The sequence below is a fragment of the Citreicoccus inhibens genome, from assembly GCF_019039035.1.
GTDB lineage: Bacteria > Myxococcota > Myxococcia > Myxococcales > Myxococcaceae > Citreicoccus > Citreicoccus inhibens.
Window position 1 is genome coordinate 267,783 of sequence record NZ_JAHNZT010000006.1, and the last position, 15,490, is coordinate 283,272.

The following is a 15,490-nucleotide window of genomic DNA, read 5'->3' on the forward strand; positions in this document are numbered from 1 at the left end:
GGCGGCAACGGGAAACGGCCGCCGGCCACAGTTTTGCTGTGCTACTTGAACAGTTCCTTCGCGATGACCAGCCGCTGGACCTGGCTGGTCCCCTCGTAGACCTGGATGAGCTTCGCGTCGCGCATCAGCTTCTCCACCGGGTACTCCTTCATGTACCCGTAGCCACCGTAGACCTGCACCGCGTCCGTGGTGACCTTCATGGCCATGTCCGCCGCGAAGCACTTCGCGTAGCTGGACTGGAGCGTGTTGCGCTGGCCCTGGTCCAACACCCAGGCGCTCTCGTAGGTGAGCAAGCGCGCGCCGTGGGTGTTCATGGCCATGTCCGCCAGCATGAACTGCACGCCCTGGTGCTCGCGGATGGGCTTGCCGAAGGTCTGCCGCTGGGCGGAGTAGTCCAGCGAGTGCTCGAGCGCGGCGCGGGCGATGCCCACGGAGATGCTCGCGGTGAGCGGGCGGCTGTTGTCCAGCGTGGCCATGGCCACGAGGAAGCCCTGGCCCTCCTCGCCGATGCGGTTGGCGACCGGCACCCGCACCTCGTCGAACGTGACGGTGGTGGTGTTGCTGGCGCGCTGGCCCATCTTGTTCTCGTGCTTGCCGGTGGTCAGGCCCTGCGGACGGCCCTCCACCACGAAGCAGGTGATGCCCTTGTGCTTCTTCGCCTTGTCCACCGTGGCGAAGACGGTGAACTGGTCGGCGTAGCCGCCGTTGGTGATGAAGCACTTGGAGCCGTTGAGCACGTAGTGGTCGCCCTCACGACGGGCGGTGGTGCTCATGGCGGCGACGTCCGAGCCCGCGCCCGGCTCGGTGAGGCAGAAGGAGGAGAACTTCACCTTCTGCGTGAAGGGCGTCAGCAGGCGCTTCTTCTGGTCATCCGTGCCGTGCAGGATGATGGGCAGGTTGGCCAGGTCATTGGCGATGAGCGACGTGGCCACGCCCGCGCAGCCCCACGCCAGCTCCTCGCACACCATCACCTGCTCGAGGTGCGACAGGCCCAGGCCGCCGTACTCGGACGGGATGGCCATGTTGATGAGCCCCAGCTCGAACGCCGCGGACAGCAGGTCCTTGGGGAACTCCGACGTCTCGTCGTAGTGCGCGGCCTTGGGGCGGACCACTTCGCGGGCGTACTTGCGCGCCGCGTCCTGCAATGCGCGCTGCGATTCGGTGAGCTGGAAGTCCATGCGGCTCCTCGGGTTGATTCAGTAGTCAACAATTACCCTTGGAGCCGCCGGACCGCCAGTCCTACGTACTAGCCCTTCGTCTTGGGGACCTTCTCCCAGTCCGCCAGGAACTTCTTGATGCCCGCATCGGTCAGCGGGTGGTTGGCCAGCTGGGTGATGACGCTGTAGGGAAGCGTGGCCACGTGCGCCCCCATGCGAGCGGACTGGAGCACGTGCACCGGGTTGCGCACGCTGGCGACCAGCACCTGGGTGTCGAAGTCGTAGTTCTGGAAGATTTCCAGGATGTGGGCGATGAGCTCCATGCCGTCCTGGGAGATGTCATCCAGGCGTCCCACGAAAGGCGACACGTAGGTGGCGCCGGCCTTGGCGCACAAGAGGGCCTGGTTGGCGGAGAAGCAGAGGGTGACGTTGGTGCGGATGCCCTCGGCGGTGAGCGCCTTGACGGCCTTCATGCCCTCGACGCCCATGGGAATCTTCACGACGACGTTGTCGTGAATCTTCGCCAGGCCGCGGCCTTCCTTGATGAGCTCGGGCGCCTCGAGCGAGACACACTCGGCGCTGATGGGGCCGTCCACGATGGTGCAGATTTCGCGGATGGTCTCGTCCAGGCTCCGGCCCACCTTGGCCAGGAGCGACGGGTTGGTGGTGACGCCATCCACGCAGCCCATCTCGTGGGCCTTGCGGATCTCCCCGACGTCGGCGCTGTCGATGAAGAACTTCATCTCGTCCCCTTTGGGATTGAACCTGCAGGTAGAGGGTGGGTGCGGCCAGTCGCAGGCAGCCGGCCGTGCAGGCCCGTAACCGATGCCCCCCCATGCGTCAAGGGTGGCCAGGGCCCCGGGCCCGGGGATAAAGGTAGCGCCCGTCGCCATGGCCCGCTCCCCTCGCTCCCCTGCCAAGAAGCCCCGCTTGCGGGCCCTCCCCGGCCGCTCCGCCCCCACCTCGCCGCCCGTCATGGACGAGGACGAGGACGCCGCCGCCACGCTCGCCTACGCGCGCGGCGTGCTGGAGGCGGAAGCCCACGCCATCCTCGGCGTCACCGAACGCCTGGGCCCGTCCTTCCTGCGCGCGCTGAAGCTGGTGCGCGAGTGCACGGGCCAGGTCGTCGTGACGGGCATGGGCAAGGCGGGGCTCATCGGACAGAAGCTGTCCTCGACGCTCGCGTCCACGGGCGTGCGCTCCGTCTTCCTGCACCCCGCCGAGGCCGTGCACGGCGACCTGGGCCGCGTGGGCCGGGGCGACGTCATCCTCGCGATGTCCAACAGCGGCGCGACGGAAGAGCTGGTGCGCCTGCTGCCGTCCTTCAAGCGCATGGGCGTGCCCGTGGTGGCGCTCACCGGCGACGCGGAGAGCGCGCTCGCGCGGGGCTCGGACGTGGTGTTGGACATCGGGCGGATTGAGGAGGCGTGCCCCATGGGGCTCGTGCCCACCGCCTCCACCGCCGCGCTGCACGCGGTGGGCGACGCGCTGGCCATGACGCTGTTGCGCTCGCGGCCGTTCGGCACGGACGACTACGCGCTCCTGCACCCGGGCGGCAAGCTGGGGCGCTCGGTGCTGCGCGTGTTCGAGCTGATGCGCTCGGGGCCCTCCAACCCCGTGGTGCGCGACACCGCGCGCCTGTCCGAGACCGTGGTGGTGATGACCAACACGCCGGGCCGGCCGGGCGCCGCCTGCGTGGTGGACGCGGCCGGGCTGCTGGTGGGCATCTTCACGGATGGAGACCTGCGCCGGCTGGTGGAGCGCGGCCACACCGACTTCGACGTGCCGGTGCGCGCCGTCATGGGCAAGCGCCCTCGGTGCGTGACGCCGGACACGCTGGTGCTCGCCGCGACGGCGCAGATGCGGGAGCTGCGCGTGGATCAGCTCCCGGTGGTGGACGTAGAGGGCCGCGCGGTGGGCCTGCTCGACGTGCAGGACCTCCTGGCCTCCAAGTTCGTCTGAGGAGGGTTCGTCTGAAGTCCCGCGCGGGGCCTACTGGGCCAGCTTGGCCTGGAGGCCCGCCTTGCCCGAGTACTCGGGCGCGTCCTGGGCCAGCTTCTCCCAGAGGGCCTTGGCGCCCTTGGCGTCGCCCTTGGACTTGAGCGTGTCGCCCAGCGCCTCCACCGCGGCGGCGTCCGCCTGCACCGCCACGCCCCAGATGCGCGTGGCCATGGGACGCCCCAGGCCCACGAGCGCCCAGGCCATGCCCGCCTTGGCGCGCCCGTTCTGCGGCTGGAAGGGCACCACGCGCGTGTAGTTGGCCAGGGCCTCCTGGTAGCGGCCGTGGGCAAGGTGCTCCTCGCCCTCCTCCACCAGCTTCGCCAACCCCTGGTCCATCTCCGGCGTGTGCTCGGTGTTCTGCACCGCCTCCACCATCTCCGGGGTGAGGGCGCGCGGGCCATCGGCCTCGGCGGGATTGCCCCGGGCCGGCATGGCGGCCACTGCCTGGGACAGCCGGATGCGGCGGTCCGCGGCGCGCGTCTCCAGATACTTCTGACGCCCACCGGCCTTCACGGTGTCCCTGGCCGTCTGGCTGAGCTGCTTGGCCATGGGCGCGCGCGGCGAGTTGGGGCGCGTGTTCACCAGCGTGTCGAAGCCCTCGGCCGCCTTCTTCAGCGCGGACAGGTCCTCCCCTTGGGTCTCGAACAGGACGGATGAGCGCGCGAAGAGCGCCTCTTCCTGACCGGGCTCCAGCTCCAACACGCGGGTGTAGACCGCGAGCGCGCCCGCCGCGTTGCCGGTGAGGTAGAGCGAGTTGCCGCGCATCACCTCCACGTCCAGCACCGGGGTCAGCGCCGCGCGCGCACACGCCGCCGCGCCCGCCGTGTCGCCCTTCGTCACGCGCTCCTGAGCCACCGTGGCCATGGCCTCCAGCGCCATGCCGGGCGTGAAGCCGCAGTTCGCCGCCTCCGCGGTGGGCACGGGCGCCTTGCCCAGCTTCTTGCGCGCGGCGAGGAACACGTCGCGCACCGGCTGCGCGCGGCCCTCGGCCTGCTGCAGGTAGGTGATGGCGTCCGTGTGCCGGCCGTTCAGGTAGTAGAGCCGCCCCAGCGACGAGGCGATTTCAAACGTCTTCTCGCGCTCGCGCAGGCCCTGGGTCGAGTCGAGCTGCTTGAGCAGTTCGTCCGCGGACGGGGGCGCCCGGCCCGGCTCGGCCACCGCCGGATGACCCACGGGCAGCGGCCCGGTGGGCGCGGCCGGCGCCATGCCCGAGGCGCCCAGCGTGGGATGTCCGGGAGGCAGCGCGCCCGCGGGGGTCGCGGACGCCGTGCCCGGCGCGGGGTGCCCGGCGGGCATCGCGGCCGTGGGCGAGGCCTGCGTCCCCGGGGGGATGACCGGGTGGCCAGGAGGAAGGGGCGAGGGCTCGGCGGCGAGCAGCGCCGCGGCGGCCAGGGCGAGGGGGAGGCTCATGAGTCGTTCACCGGGAGGCGGGCAGTGCTCGCGTCGGGCCACCAGCGGGCCTCGCGCTTGTGGACATCCTGCGGGGCGAGCTTCCCCAGGAGTTCCTTCACGGACATCCCCAACACGGGATGCTTCACCTCGGGGGCGAGCTGCGCGAGCGGCTCCAGCGCGAAGCGGCGCTTGTGCAGCTCCAGGTGCGGCACCTGGAGATTCGGGTCCGCGACCACCTGCTCGTCCCACAAGAGGATGTCCAGGTCGATGGGCCGGGGAGACCAGCGGGGCCCTCCCCGACGGCGTCCCAGGTCTTCCTCAATCTGCTGGAGGATGCACAGCAGGCGCTGCGGTGCCACCCCGCACTCCAGGGCCACCACCGCGTTGAGGAAGCGAGGCTGCTCGGGCCCCACGGGCGCGCTGTCGAACAACGACGAGCACGCCAGCACGGCCACGGCATCAATGCGAGACATGGCGTAGAGGGCGGCGACGAGTTGGGCCTCGCGGTCCCCCTCGTTGGACCCCAGGCCGACGTAGACGGTAGCGCTCACGGCTCCATCTCAACCGGATTCACCAGGGTCCCGATTCCCTCCACCTCCACCTCCACCGTGTCCCCGGCCTCCAGCTTCCCCACGCCCGAGGGCGTCCCCGTGCTCACCAGGTCGCCGGGCAGCAGCGTCATCACGTGCGAGATGAAGGACACCAGGCGGGCGGCGTTGAACACCATGTCCGAGGTCCGGCTGTCCTGCCGCACCTGCCCGTTGACGCGGGCCTGGATGCGCAGGTCCCCGGACGCCAGCCCCGTCACGGCCCACGGGCCCGCGCAGGCGAAGGTGTCGTAGCCCTTGGCGCGCGTGTGTTGAGTCTCGCGCTTCTGGATGTCGCGCGCCGTCACGTCGTTGAAACAGGTCAGGCCCCAGATGGCGCGCGCGGCGGTGGCCTCGTCCGCGTTCTTCAGCCGCTCGCCAATGAGCAGCGCCAGTTCGGCTTCGTAGTGCACTTCCTGGCTCGCGCGGGGAATGCGGATGGGCGAGCCATGGCCGTTCAAGGCCGTAGACGGCTTGGTGAAGATGAGCGGCTCGGAGGGGATGGGCTTGCCCATCTCCTCCGCGTGCTTGCGGTAGTTCTGCCCGATGCAGACCACCTTGGACGCATCCGAGGGCACCAGCAGGGTCAGCCCCCCCAGCAAGCGGCGGATGCCCGTCTCCTTGCCTCCCGCCCAGGGCGCCGCGGTGAGGACCACCACCTCGTTGCCCTCGACCCGGCCGTGGTGCGCGCGGCCCTCGTGAAGGAAGCGGCAGTAACGCGCGGTCATTTCGTCCCCTGGAGGCCGAGCACGTCGGCCATGTCGTAGAGCCCGGGCGCGCGCTTCGCCACCCACCGCGCGGCGCGCAGCGCGCCCAGCCCGAATTGGTCTCGATTCGTGGCCCGGTGGGTGAGCTCGATGCGCTCGCCCTCGCCGAAGAAATACACCGTATGCTCGCCCACCACGTCGCCGCCGCGCAGGGTCTGCACGCCAATCTCACCCGGCGGGCGCGCGCCCACCTGGCCCTGCCGCGCGAAGGTGAAGTCGTCGCTCGAACGCCCGAGCGCCTCGGCCAGCACCTCCGCCAACCGCAGCGCCGTGCCGCTGGGCGCGTCCTTCTTCATGCGGTGGTGGGCCTCCAACACCTCCACGTCGAAGCTCGGGCCCAGCACGCGCGCCAGCTCGGCGGCCACGCGGAAGACGAGGTTCACGCCCACCGACGTGTTGGGCGCCGCGACGAGGGGGACCTTCGCCGCGCTCGCGCGCAGCGCCTCGGTCGTCTCCGGAGTGAAGCCCGTGGAGCCCACCACCATCGCCACGCCGCGCTCGGCGCACGCGCGCGCATGGGCCACGCTCAGCTCCGCGCTGGTGAAGTCCACCACCACGTCCGCGGGCGCCGCGTCCAGCGCGCGCCCCAGGTCCTCCTCCACGCACGCAAGGCCCGTGGAGGCCCGAGCCTCCGCCGCGCGCCCCGGCCGCACCGTGGCCCCCACCACTTGCAGGTCCGCCGCGGCGCGCCCAAGCCGCAGGAGCGTGCCGCCCATGCGGCCGGTGATGCCGGTGATGACGATGCGAGTCATGCGCGCCCTCGGGACGGCCTACTTCAGCAACCCCAGCTGCGTGAGCGCGGCCTTCATCAGCGGCACCTGCGACTCGGACAGCGGCACCAGCGGCAGGCGCACCTCGGGGCCAAAGAGGCCCATCAGGTGCAGCGCCCACTTCACGGGGATGGGGTTGGACTCGGCGAACAGGCGCCGGTGCAGCTCGTTGAGCCGCACCTGGAGGTCGAGCGCGCGGGTCATGTCGCCACCGCGCGCCGCGGCGACGAGGTCCGCCATCATGCGGGGCGCCACGTTGGAGGACACCGAGATGACGCCCTTGCCGCCGCACGCCATCGTGGGCAGCACGGTGAAGTCGTCACCGGACAGGACGATGAGCCGCTCGCCGCACTTCTCGCGCAGCTCCAGCGCGCGCCACGGGTTGCCCGTGGCCTCCTTGATGGCGACGACCTCGGGGAGGTCGCACAGCCGCCGCATCGTCTCTGGCAGGAGGTCCACGCCCGTGCGGCCCGGGACGTTGTACGCCACGATGGGGAAGCCCGGGTGCGCCCTGGCCACCGCGCGGTAGTGCTCCACCAGGCCCGCCTGCGTGGGCTTGTTGTAGTAGGGCGTGACGATGAGCGAGGCGTCCGCGCCCACGTCGCGCGCGCGGCCCACGGACTCGATGGTCTCCGCGGTGCTGTTGCTGCCCGCCCCGGCAATCACCGTGGCGCGCCCCTTCGCCTCCTCCACCACCACCGCCACGGCGCGGGCGCGCTCGTCCGCGCTCATCGTCGCCGCTTCGCCGGTGGTGCCCATGGGGATGAGGCCCGCCGTGCCACCTTCAATCTGGTAGCGAACGAGTGCGCGATAAGCCGCCTCGTCCAGCGCCCCATCCTTGAACGGGGTGGCCAGCGCCGTCATGGAGCCTTCGAAGGTCTTCATGCCGGCGCTTATACGTTCAGGCCCGCTCGCCGCGCCAGAGATCCTCGACGCGCTCCCGCTCCCGGATGACACGCCAGGCGGCCTTGTCCACGAGCACCTCCGCGGGACGCGGACGCGAGTTGTAGTTCGAGGCCATGCTCATCCCGTAAGCCCCGGCACTCATGAAGGCGAACAGCTCGCCTGCCCGGGGAAGGAGCAGCGGACGGGCGCGGGCCAGCACGTCGGTGGACTCGCACACTGGCCCCACCACGTCCACCTCCACCGCCTTGCCTCGGCGGCGCACGAGCGGCTGGAGCGCGTGGTGCGCCTCGTACAGCGCGGGGCGGAGCAGGTCGTTCATGCCCGCGTCCACCACGACGAAGGTGCGCTCCGGCGTCTGCTTCCGGTACAGCACGCGGGTGAGCAGCACGCCCGCGTTGCCCACCAACGAGCGGCCCGGCTCCAGGATGAGCGTGGCGCCGGTGGCGCGCGTCGCGTCCAGCACCGTGCGTGCGTACTCCGCGGGCGACGGCGGCGTCTCGTCCGCGTAGGTGATGCCCAGGCCGCCGCCCACGTCCAGGTACTCCAGCGCGTGGCCGCGGGCCTGGAGCGCGAGGTACAGCTGGGCCACCTTGGACAGCGCCGCTCGCAGCGGCGCGGTGGCGGTGAGCTGCGAGCCGATGTGGCAGTCCAGCCCCAGCGCGCGCACGCCCTTCATCTTCTTCGCGCGGGTGTAGAGCGCGAGCGCCTCCTCGAACGGCACGCCGAACTTGGAGGTCTTCAACCCCGTGGAGATGTAGCGGTGCGTGCGCGCATCCACGTCCGGGTTCACGCGCAGCGCGAACGGCGCGGGGCGGCCCGCGCTCCGACCCACCGCGTCCAGCGCCTCCAGCTCCTCGGCGCTCTCCACGTTGAACAGCAGCAGGCCCGCGTCCAGCGCCTGCGCCATCTCGTCCGGCGTCTTGCCCACGCCGGCGAACACCGTCTTGCGCGGGTCTCCTCCGGCGTGCCGCACCCGCGCCAGCTCGCCGCCCGACACGATGTCGAAGCCGCTGCCCAGCTGGGAGAACAGCCGGAGGATGGCCACGTTCGAGTTGGCCTTCACCGAGTAGCACACGAGGTGCGGCTGCCCTGCGAAGGCCTCGGTCACCTGCTGGAAGCGGCGGGTGAGCGCCGCGCCCGAATAGACATACGTGGGCGTGCCCACCGCGTCCGCGATGGCCGGCAGGGGCACGGCCTCCGCGTGCAGGACGCCCTTCTGATAGTCGAAGTCGCTCACGGGGGAATCCCGCCGTCCGACTGAGCCGGGACGGTGGGGCCCACTGGGGCGACCGCGCCGCGCGCGGGGTCCGTGGGCGGCGCCGTCTCCGTGACGGGAGGTGGACGCGGCGGGCGCGGGTTGCCCTTGATGCCGCACGCGGAGAGCCCCACCAGCAGGCTCCCCGCCACGCACGACCGCCAGAGCACGGAGCGCATCACTCAGTACTTGATGGCCAGCATGCCGCGGATGCTCTGCGGCGTGCGCAGGTCCTGGCTCAGACCCTGCTGGATGAACATGGCGTCCTTGAGGCCGCCCATGGGGAAGAGGATGCCGTAGGAGATGCCCGCCACGAAGCCGTCCTCGGTCTCGTAGCGCGCGCCCACGTCCACCTCCAGGCCCAGCGCGTGGTTGACCGCCGACGGCGTGGACTCCGCGTAGAACGCCTGCGAGTAGATGACGCTCCCGAACACGTCGAAGCCCTCAGCCACCGAGTAGCGCAGGCTGGGCTTCACGTAGAAGGCATCCGTCACCCCGCCGATCAGCTCGCGCCAGAGGATCATGTCCACGCGGTAGTCGCGGTTGAACCGGAAGTTGCGGATGGCGTTGTCGCAGTGGTCCGGGGTGGTGCAGCCGTACTGCGGCCCCTCGATGTCACCCGCGGCCGTGGTACCATTGGCGCCCGTGCCAGCGCGGCCCGGGTAGTTGCCCATGCCGTAGGCCTTGTCGCCCGAGGCGAAGCCCAGCTCCAGCCCCAGGTGGAGCTGACGGCTCTTGGTCAGGTGCACCTCGCCCTGCGCCACGCCACCGAACTGCGCGATGCGCAGCGGCTGGTTGTTCTGCGAAATGGTCGCATTGGCGGCGCTCTGGGCGCTGTTGCCAATCTTGCCCAGCACCGCGGCGAACTCGAACTCCAGGCGGAAGTTCTGCTCCTCGTACTTCAGCCAGAGGTCCGGCGTGTAGACGTGCGCGTCGCGCTGGACGAAGTCCGTGCTGTTGGGGTTGCCCGTGGTCTCGTAGCCCGTGGCCGCCCACGCCTGCGTGCGGTAGGTGAAGTACAGGCCGTAGTTGAGCACGCCCTGGTTGTTCTCCAGCTTCGCGCGCGCCTGCTGATCCGTGTCGCGGCGGGCGATGGCCAGCACCAGGCTGTGGCTGTCATCCGACTGGGTGAGGTCCACCGGCTCGCCCATGCTGTTCTTCAGCTCGGACGTGGGGCCCTCCGAGTTGAAGTCCAGCATCGGCGTGATGTACCAACCCGCGAACGGCTCGGTGACGAACTGGATGCGGTCCACCGTGTCGCCGAAGTCGCAGTCCAGGCAGTTGCCGTCGTTGCGCAGCATGCCCAGGCCCCAGTGGCTGCCCATGCGACCGAAGCGCAGGATGCCCACCGGCGTGGACACCTCGCCGTAGGCGCGGCGCACGACGATGGAGTCCTTCAGCGCGTTGATGCCGGCGCTCGGCGGGCTCTGGCTGTCGGAGAACAGCGAGAAGGTGTTGCGGCCGTCCGCGGACATGAACGAGTCCGGCGTGGAGCCCAGCACCAGGTTGTCCAGGGCGTCCACCTGGAGCTTCACGCGCACGTCCTCGGAGACGTTGACGGTGGGCTCCATGCGCACGCGCATGTCCGCGCCCGCCTGCGTCTTCTCGTTCGCGCTGCGCGGCGAGCGGGGGAAGATTTCCAGACCGTTGGGCTGGCCGGGGGCGCGCACCGGCTTGCCCAGGTTGAACTTGTAGAAGAGGACGGGCCGCACGCGCAGGTAGCCGTCCAGGTTGAGCATCTCGAGCTTGCGCTTCTCCTCGGTCCACTCCTCCTGCCAGCCGGAGGACACGGACTGGGTCGCGGCCTGGGCGCGGATCTCCTCGCGCAGCTCCTTCTTGGCCGCGTCCAGCTTCTGCTCCAACTCCTCGCGGCTGGGCGTGTCCTCAGCCGGGGTGGCCGCCGCCGCGGGCGAAGAGGGCGCGGGCGCCGAAGTGGGCGCGGGCGTGGACGTGCCGCCTTCGGGCACCGGCGTCTGCGCGGTGGCCGTGGACGAGGCGACGAGCAGCGCCGCCAGCAGGGCGTGAGACATGGGCAACAGGCTCCGGGGGCCGCTCGGCGCGGCCGACTGTAAAGGGCGGGCGATTCAAGCCATGGGCCATGGGGGTGTCAACGCTTACCGGCCCGAGGTTTCGCGCCGTCAACGCCTTCACCCCCCGGGTCATTTCAATCCAAGGGCTGACAATGGGGACAAAAATGGGTGGTGCGACCGCCCTGAGTGAAGGCGCGCACCGTCGTTCCGCACTTCGCGCAGGGCTGTCCCGCGCGCCCGTAGATCTGGAAGAGGTTGACGGCGCCATCCTCCAGATAGGCGGGCTCCTCCCCTTCCTGCTCCTTCAGCCCGAAGTCGATGCTGGCGTGGACGGCGCGGGCCAGGCGACGCCAGTCCTCGGGCGTGAGCGACTCGGCCTTGCGCGCGGGGTGCAGGCCCGCGCGGAAGAGCGCCTCGGCGGCGTGGATGTTTCCCAGGCCGGCCACGCGGGACTGGTCCATCAGCGCCACCTTGAGGTCCATGCGCGTGCTTCCCACCGCGTCCCGGAGCTGCGCGGCCGTGAGCCCTTCTGACAAGGGGTCTCGGCCCAGCGCCATGACGGGCTCCAATGACCACAGCTCCTTCGCGGGCACGGGCTCCATGCGCCCCAACAGGCGTGGATCCGCGAAGTGCAACACGGTGGCGTCATCCAGATGGAAGCGCGCGCGGCTGTGCCGCTCGGCATGGCCCTCGGGCCGGCGCACGAAGCGCCCCGTCATGCCCAGGTGGGCCATGAGCCCGCGTCCCTGCTCGAACGTGAACAGCAGGTACTTGCCCTTGCGCTCCAGGGACTCCACCCGCCCGGTCAGGCGCGCGAAGCGGGAGCGCTCGGCGCCGCGGAAGACGCGGGAGTCGTCCGCCTCGGCGCGCACGACGCGGCGCCCGTCGAACCAACGCACCAGGTTCCTTCGCGCGATCTCCACTTCGGGCAGCTCGGGCATCGTGGCGGGCACATACCACCGCGCACACGCCCGGCGCAGCGACTGTCGCCGCGTGTTCGGCCGAGCACACCGCGACGCGCGGCCGAGCGCCGGGGGGACGGGCCTCCTGTATGAAGGAACGTCCAGTGCTCGTCCGTCCCTCGCGCCGGGAGGCCGCATGCCCGTTCCGCTTCCGCAGAAGAAGTACGCCCCCCAGCACTACCCTCACCTCAAGGGGCTCCACGGCATCAGCGACGCGGTCTTGGAGGTGCACTTCAAGCTGTACGAGGGCTACGTCAACCGGACCAACAAGCTCACGGAGCTCTTGTCGGGGCTCCAGGCCCGAGGCGAGGCCGCGGGCTCCAACCCCACCTATGCCGAGCTGACCCGCCGCCTGGGCTTCGAGTACAACGGCATGGTCCTGCACGAGTACTACTTCGGCAACCTCAAGCCGGGGGGCGCGACGACGCCCGTGCCGGACGTGCTGACCCGAGCGCTCACCGAGAGCTTCGGCTCGTTCGAGAACTGGCTGACGGACTTTCGCGCCGTGGCCACCATGCCGGGCATCGGCTGGGCCGTGACGTTCCAGGACCCACGCACCCGGTGGCTGTCCAACCACTGGGTCACCCTGCACGAGACGAACAACATCGCGGGCTTCCGCCCCATCCTCGTGATGGATGCGTGGGAGCATGCCTTCGTGCCGGACTACAAGGCCACCGAGCGCGCCCGCTACGTGGACGCCTACTTCCAGAACATCGACTACGCAGCCTGCGCCTCCCGGCTGGCCGAGCCGCGCGGGGCGTGAGCCACGGGGCACTTGCCCAGGCGCCGGGCGCTGACTACGAGGCGAACGCACGTCGTCGCCGTTCGCCAGTCCACGCAAAGGAGCCACTCGGCCATGCAGCGCATCATCCACGTGATTGTGGGCCTCACCCTCGTCTCGAGCCTGACCTCGGGTTGCACCAAGCAGCGCATCGGCGCGGAGAAGGCCATCGCCAGCGTCGTCGTGACGCCGCAGCAGGAGGAGCAGATCGGCCTGCAGGTGAAGCAGGAGCTGGAGCAGAAGGAGAAGATCCAATACGTGCAGGACCCGGCGGTGGTCGAGTACGTGCGGCAGATCTCCGCGCCCATCCTCGCGCAGGCCAGCAAGGAGCGCCCGGACGTCAAGTGGCGGGTCAACGTCATCAATGACCCGAAGACGGTCAACGCCTTCGCCACGCCGGGCGGCTACCTCTACGTGTACACGGGCCTGCTGCTCGCGGCGGACACCGAGGCGGAGCTGGCCGGCGTGATGGCGCACGAGGCGGGCCACGTGGTGGCGCGCCACTCGGCTCGCGCCATGGTGGGCCAGTACGGATTGCAGGCCATCAGCCAGATGGCGCTGGGCAACAACCCGGGCGCCGCCGCGCAGATCGCCTCGCAGCTCGTCACCGGCGGCACGATGCTCGCGCACGGCCGCAGCGAGGAGTCCGAGGCGGACACCTACGGCGCGCGCTACGCGTCCGGCGCGGGTTATGACCCGCACGGGCTCATCACCTTCTTCCAGAAGCTCCAGGCCGAGCAGGGCAAGACGCCCGCGGTGATGAAGTGGCTGAGCACCCACCCGACGAATGAGCAGCGCATCGCGGACCTGAACAAGTACATCGCGCAGAACCGGCTGACCGGCTCCAACAACAGCCCGGGCCAGCTGCCCGCCATCAAGAAGAAGCTGGGCGGCAAGTAGTCCGCGCCGGCTCGGGCGCCGTCGCGGCTAGACGACGCCCGCGGGCAGGTAGCGCCCCAGGAGCGGACGCAGCCGGGTGCGCACCTCATCCGGGATGCGGCCCCGGTCGGTGGAGATGGCCTGGGCGAGCGCCGAGTCGCAGCGGCAGGACGCGCGCGACTCGGCGACGCGGGGCAGCGCGCGGCGGATGAGCGCGGCGCCTCGCGCGGTGACGGCCTGGAGGCGCTCCGAGCCTTGCGTGCTCCACGCCTCGGGCTCCGCGTCCTCGGAGCGCGGGTACCACGCGTCGTATTCCGTGGGCAGCGCGACGAGCGCGTAGTGCAGCTCCGCCTCGCGCGCCAACCGGGCCTCGGGCATGGCCGTCATGCCCACCACGTCCGCGCCCCACGTCCGGTACAGGTGGCTCTCCGCGCGCGTGCTGAGCGTGGGGCCCTCGATGCAGATGTACGTGCCCGACGGGTGCACCAGCGTCTCCGCGGCGGGCGCGGCCTGCGCGAGCAACCGCCGCAGCGTGCCGCAGAACGGTGAGCCCATCTCCACGTGCACCGCCACGTCGTCATAGAACGTGCAGGGGCGGCGATACGTCCGGTCCAACACCTGATCCGGCAGCACCAGATGCTGCGGCTCCACCTGCTCGCGCAGGCTGCCCACCGAGCCCGCGGCCAGCACGTGGGTGACGCCCAGCAACTTCAGCGCGAAGAGGTTGGCGCGGTAGGGCGAGCGCGTGGCGTTGTAGACGTGCCCGGTGCCATGTCGGGACACGTAGGCGATGGGCACGCCGTCCAACTCGGTGGTGAGGATGGGCGCGGCATGGGGACCGAACGGCGTCTCCAGGACATGGGACTCGCCCCGACCCGCGACGCCGAGCGCCTGGGCGAGGCCGTAGCCCCCGATGATGCCCACCTTGACCGCCGCCATGTGCCTCCTCTCGCCCGAACGGACGTGAGCCGCGACGATATCGCGGGCTCCTGGAGCCGACAGCGAAGAAGGCTGGTAACTTTCACATTTGCCATGCGCGCCCTTCCGTCCGTCCTCGTGCTCACGTTCACCGTCTGCGCCGCTGCCCACGCGGCGGGCGCCGTCCCCACTGGCTGTCAGGAGGACTACGGAAGCTGCAAGGAGGACTGCACCATCGAGTACGGCGGGCACTCGCGGACCATCGGAAAGCTGACCCACTGTCTCCAGCAGTGCCAGGAATCCATGGACCTGTGCGGCGCGCGCCACTCGTCCTTGAAGGAGATGCGCGACCTGGGCCTCCCCGAGGGCGCACGCGACTCGGACGCGACGCTGAAGCGGCAGGCGGTCCACAAGGGCTCCACCCTGAAGGAGAAGGACAAGGCGCGCGAGGACGACCCGTTCGGCGACTCGGAACCCGCAGCGCCCCGCTCGCGGCGCGCCCAGGAGGAGACCTTCGACGACCCGCCGCCTCCGCCCAAGGTCGAGCGCCAGGGCTACCGCACCGCCGCGCCCGGACAGAAGTTCGAGGCCCCCGAGCAGCCGCCCGCGCCCGAGAATCCGCCTCCCGCCGCGCCCGCGCGTCAGGGCGTCTATCGCGCCGCGGACTCGGAGCCCGCCCCCAAGCCCGCGCCCTCGCCGTCTCCTGCGACAGCCCCGGAGCCGGAAGAGGAGGCCCCGCGTCCGGCGCGAGCGGAGACCCGCCCGCCGCCCTCCCCTCCCCCCGCGCCCTCCGTCGCGCGCACCGCCGCGCCAGCCCCGGTCGAGCACGACACCGCGAGCGACGAGGAGCCGCCGCCTCCGCCGCGCCCCGTGGCCAAGAAGCCGGAGCCCGCGCCAACGCGCCCGGTGCCTCCGCCCGAGCCCAAGCACGACATCTCCGATTGGGATCCGGGCGACTGACGTCGCGCCCGAAGCCGCCACGTCACGGGCGCCTGAGTCCCGACGCACGGCCTGACGGCCTCGCACGCCACGCGGACTGTCCGCCAAGCCCACGCGAGCCTCGGGGCTGCTGACGCCGTGCCGCA

At 70.9% G+C, this 15,490-nt stretch carries 16 protein-coding genes; 4 read left to right on the forward strand and 12 right to left on the reverse strand.

Going from position 1 to position 15,490, the window contains the following annotated elements:
- Positions 1-41: 41 nt before the first annotated feature.
- A complete protein-coding gene (locus tag KRR26_RS11045) occupies positions 42-1,178 on the reverse strand; it encodes an acyl-CoA dehydrogenase family protein (protein ID WP_120203009.1) in 1,137 nt (378 codons plus the stop codon).
- A 68-nt stretch (positions 1,179-1,246) separates the two neighbouring features.
- Entirely contained in the window at positions 1,247-1,900 is a 654-nt protein-coding gene (gene fsa, locus KRR26_RS11050; protein WP_120203010.1) for a fructose-6-phosphate aldolase, read from the reverse strand.
- 148 nt (positions 1,901-2,048) lie between these two features.
- Here fsa and KRR26_RS11055 point away from each other — a divergent pair, with 148 nt between their 5' ends.
- Positions 2,049-3,119 carry a KpsF/GutQ family sugar-phosphate isomerase gene (locus KRR26_RS11055; protein WP_120203011.1) on the forward strand — a complete coding sequence of 357 codons (1,071 nt, stop codon included), beginning with the start codon at positions 2,049-2,051 and terminating at the stop codon, positions 3,117-3,119.
- 30 nt (positions 3,120-3,149) lie between these two features.
- Here KRR26_RS11055 and KRR26_RS11060 read toward each other — a convergent pair whose 3' ends face one another.
- The 9 genes from KRR26_RS11060 to mutM all read right to left on the reverse strand — a co-directional run bounded on the left by KRR26_RS11060 (position 3,150) and on the right by mutM (position 11,806).
- On the reverse strand, positions 3,150-4,568 hold the full coding sequence (locus KRR26_RS11060; protein ID WP_120203012.1) for a tetratricopeptide repeat protein: 1,419 nt from the start codon (positions 4,566-4,568) through the stop codon (positions 3,150-3,152).
- Entirely contained in the window at positions 4,565-5,101 is a 537-nt protein-coding gene (gene folK, locus KRR26_RS11065) for a 2-amino-4-hydroxy-6-hydroxymethyldihydropteridine diphosphokinase (RefSeq protein ID WP_120203013.1), read from the reverse strand. Before folK ends, KRR26_RS11060 begins: the two co-directional genes overlap by 4 nt.
- Positions 5,098-5,865 carry a fumarylacetoacetate hydrolase family protein gene (locus KRR26_RS11070; RefSeq protein ID WP_120203014.1) on the reverse strand — a complete coding sequence of 256 codons (768 nt, stop codon included), beginning with the start codon at positions 5,863-5,865 and terminating at the stop codon, positions 5,098-5,100. The genes folK and KRR26_RS11070 overlap by 4 nt, the downstream gene beginning before the upstream one ends.
- The gene (gene dapB, locus KRR26_RS11075) at positions 5,862-6,656 is read right to left on the reverse strand and encodes a 4-hydroxy-tetrahydrodipicolinate reductase (RefSeq protein ID WP_120203015.1); all 795 of its coding nucleotides are present in this window, start codon (positions 6,654-6,656) and stop codon (positions 5,862-5,864) included. Before dapB ends, KRR26_RS11070 begins: the two co-directional genes overlap by 4 nt.
- A gap of 18 nt (positions 6,657-6,674) precedes the next feature.
- Positions 6,675-7,559, reverse strand: a complete 885-nt coding sequence (dapA, locus tag KRR26_RS11080) for a 4-hydroxy-tetrahydrodipicolinate synthase (RefSeq protein ID WP_217079788.1) — start codon at positions 7,557-7,559, stop codon at positions 6,675-6,677.
- 16 nt (positions 7,560-7,575) lie between these two features.
- Positions 7,576-8,817: a diaminopimelate decarboxylase gene (gene lysA / locus KRR26_RS11085; protein WP_120203017.1), complete on the reverse strand. Its 1,242-nt coding sequence runs from the start codon at positions 8,815-8,817 to the stop codon at positions 7,576-7,578.
- A complete protein-coding gene (locus tag KRR26_RS11090) occupies positions 8,814-9,014 on the reverse strand; it encodes a hypothetical protein (RefSeq protein WP_120203018.1) in 201 nt (66 codons plus the stop codon). The genes lysA and KRR26_RS11090 overlap by 4 nt, the downstream gene beginning before the upstream one ends.
- Before the next feature lie 3 nt (positions 9,015-9,017).
- Positions 9,018-10,865 carry a TIGR04551 family protein gene (locus KRR26_RS11095; RefSeq protein ID WP_199723683.1) on the reverse strand — a complete coding sequence of 616 codons (1,848 nt, stop codon included), beginning with the start codon at positions 10,863-10,865 and terminating at the stop codon, positions 9,018-9,020.
- A 134-nt stretch (positions 10,866-10,999) separates the two neighbouring features.
- Positions 11,000-11,806, reverse strand: a complete 807-nt coding sequence (gene mutM / locus KRR26_RS11100; RefSeq protein ID WP_120203347.1) for a bifunctional DNA-formamidopyrimidine glycosylase/DNA-(apurinic or apyrimidinic site) lyase — start codon at positions 11,804-11,806, stop codon at positions 11,000-11,002.
- A gap of 157 nt (positions 11,807-11,963) precedes the next feature.
- Between mutM and KRR26_RS11105 the strand changes: the two genes are divergently transcribed.
- Together KRR26_RS11105 and KRR26_RS11110 are read left to right on the forward strand one after the other, a co-directional pair.
- Positions 11,964-12,590 carry a superoxide dismutase gene (locus tag KRR26_RS11105; RefSeq protein WP_217079789.1) on the forward strand — a complete coding sequence of 209 codons (627 nt, stop codon included), beginning with the start codon at positions 11,964-11,966 and terminating at the stop codon, positions 12,588-12,590.
- 93 nt (positions 12,591-12,683) lie between these two features.
- On the forward strand, positions 12,684-13,508 hold the full coding sequence (locus tag KRR26_RS11110; RefSeq protein WP_120203020.1) for a M48 family metallopeptidase: 825 nt from the start codon (positions 12,684-12,686) through the stop codon (positions 13,506-13,508).
- 27 nt (positions 13,509-13,535) lie between these two features.
- Here KRR26_RS11110 and KRR26_RS11115 read toward each other — a convergent pair whose 3' ends face one another.
- Complete coding sequence (locus tag KRR26_RS11115; RefSeq protein ID WP_120203021.1) at positions 13,536-14,426, reverse strand: MTAP family purine nucleoside phosphorylase; 891 nt, start codon at positions 14,424-14,426, stop codon at positions 13,536-13,538.
- A gap of 93 nt (positions 14,427-14,519) precedes the next feature.
- Between KRR26_RS11115 and KRR26_RS11120 the strand changes: the two genes are divergently transcribed.
- Positions 14,520-15,365, forward strand: coding sequence for a hypothetical protein (locus KRR26_RS11120; protein ID WP_120203022.1), 846 nt, complete (start codon positions 14,520-14,522; stop codon positions 15,363-15,365).
- Positions 15,366-15,490 lie beyond the last annotated feature (125 nt).

Coding starts and splice junctions, on each gene's coding strand:
- KRR26_RS11045 (WP_120203009.1), bottom strand. CDS start 1,178: ATGGACTTCCAGCTCACCGAATCGCAGCGCGCATTGCAGGACGCGGCG.
- fsa (WP_120203010.1), bottom strand. CDS start 1,900: ATGAAGTTCTTCATCGACAGCGCCGACGTCGGGGAGATCCGCAAGGCC.
- KRR26_RS11055 (WP_120203011.1), top strand. CDS start 2,049: ATGGCCCGCTCCCCTCGCTCCCCTGCCAAGAAGCCCCGCTTGCGGGCC.
- KRR26_RS11060 (WP_120203012.1), bottom strand. CDS start 4,568: ATGAGCCTCCCCCTCGCCCTGGCCGCCGCGGCGCTGCTCGCCGCCGAG.
- KRR26_RS11070 (WP_120203014.1), bottom strand. CDS start 5,865: ATGACCGCGCGTTACTGCCGCTTCCTTCACGAGGGCCGCGCGCACCAC.
- dapB (WP_120203015.1), bottom strand. CDS start 6,656: ATGACTCGCATCGTCATCACCGGCATCACCGGCCGCATGGGCGGCACG.
- dapA (WP_217079788.1), bottom strand. CDS start 7,559: ATGAAGACCTTCGAAGGCTCCATGACGGCGCTGGCCACCCCGTTCAAG.
- KRR26_RS11090 (WP_120203018.1), bottom strand. CDS start 9,014: ATGCGCTCCGTGCTCTGGCGGTCGTGCGTGGCGGGGAGCCTGCTGGTG.
- KRR26_RS11095 (WP_199723683.1), bottom strand. CDS start 10,865: ATGTCTCACGCCCTGCTGGCGGCGCTGCTCGTCGCCTCGTCCACGGCC.
- mutM (WP_120203347.1), bottom strand. CDS start 11,806: ATGCCCGAGCTGCCCGAAGTGGAGATCGCGCGAAGGAACCTGGTGCGT.
- KRR26_RS11105 (WP_217079789.1), top strand. CDS start 11,964: ATGCCCGTTCCGCTTCCGCAGAAGAAGTACGCCCCCCAGCACTACCCT.
- KRR26_RS11110 (WP_120203020.1), top strand. CDS start 12,684: ATGCAGCGCATCATCCACGTGATTGTGGGCCTCACCCTCGTCTCGAGC.
- KRR26_RS11115 (WP_120203021.1), bottom strand. CDS start 14,426: ATGGCGGCGGTCAAGGTGGGCATCATCGGGGGCTACGGCCTCGCCCAG.
- KRR26_RS11120 (WP_120203022.1), top strand. CDS start 14,520: ATGCGCGCCCTTCCGTCCGTCCTCGTGCTCACGTTCACCGTCTGCGCC.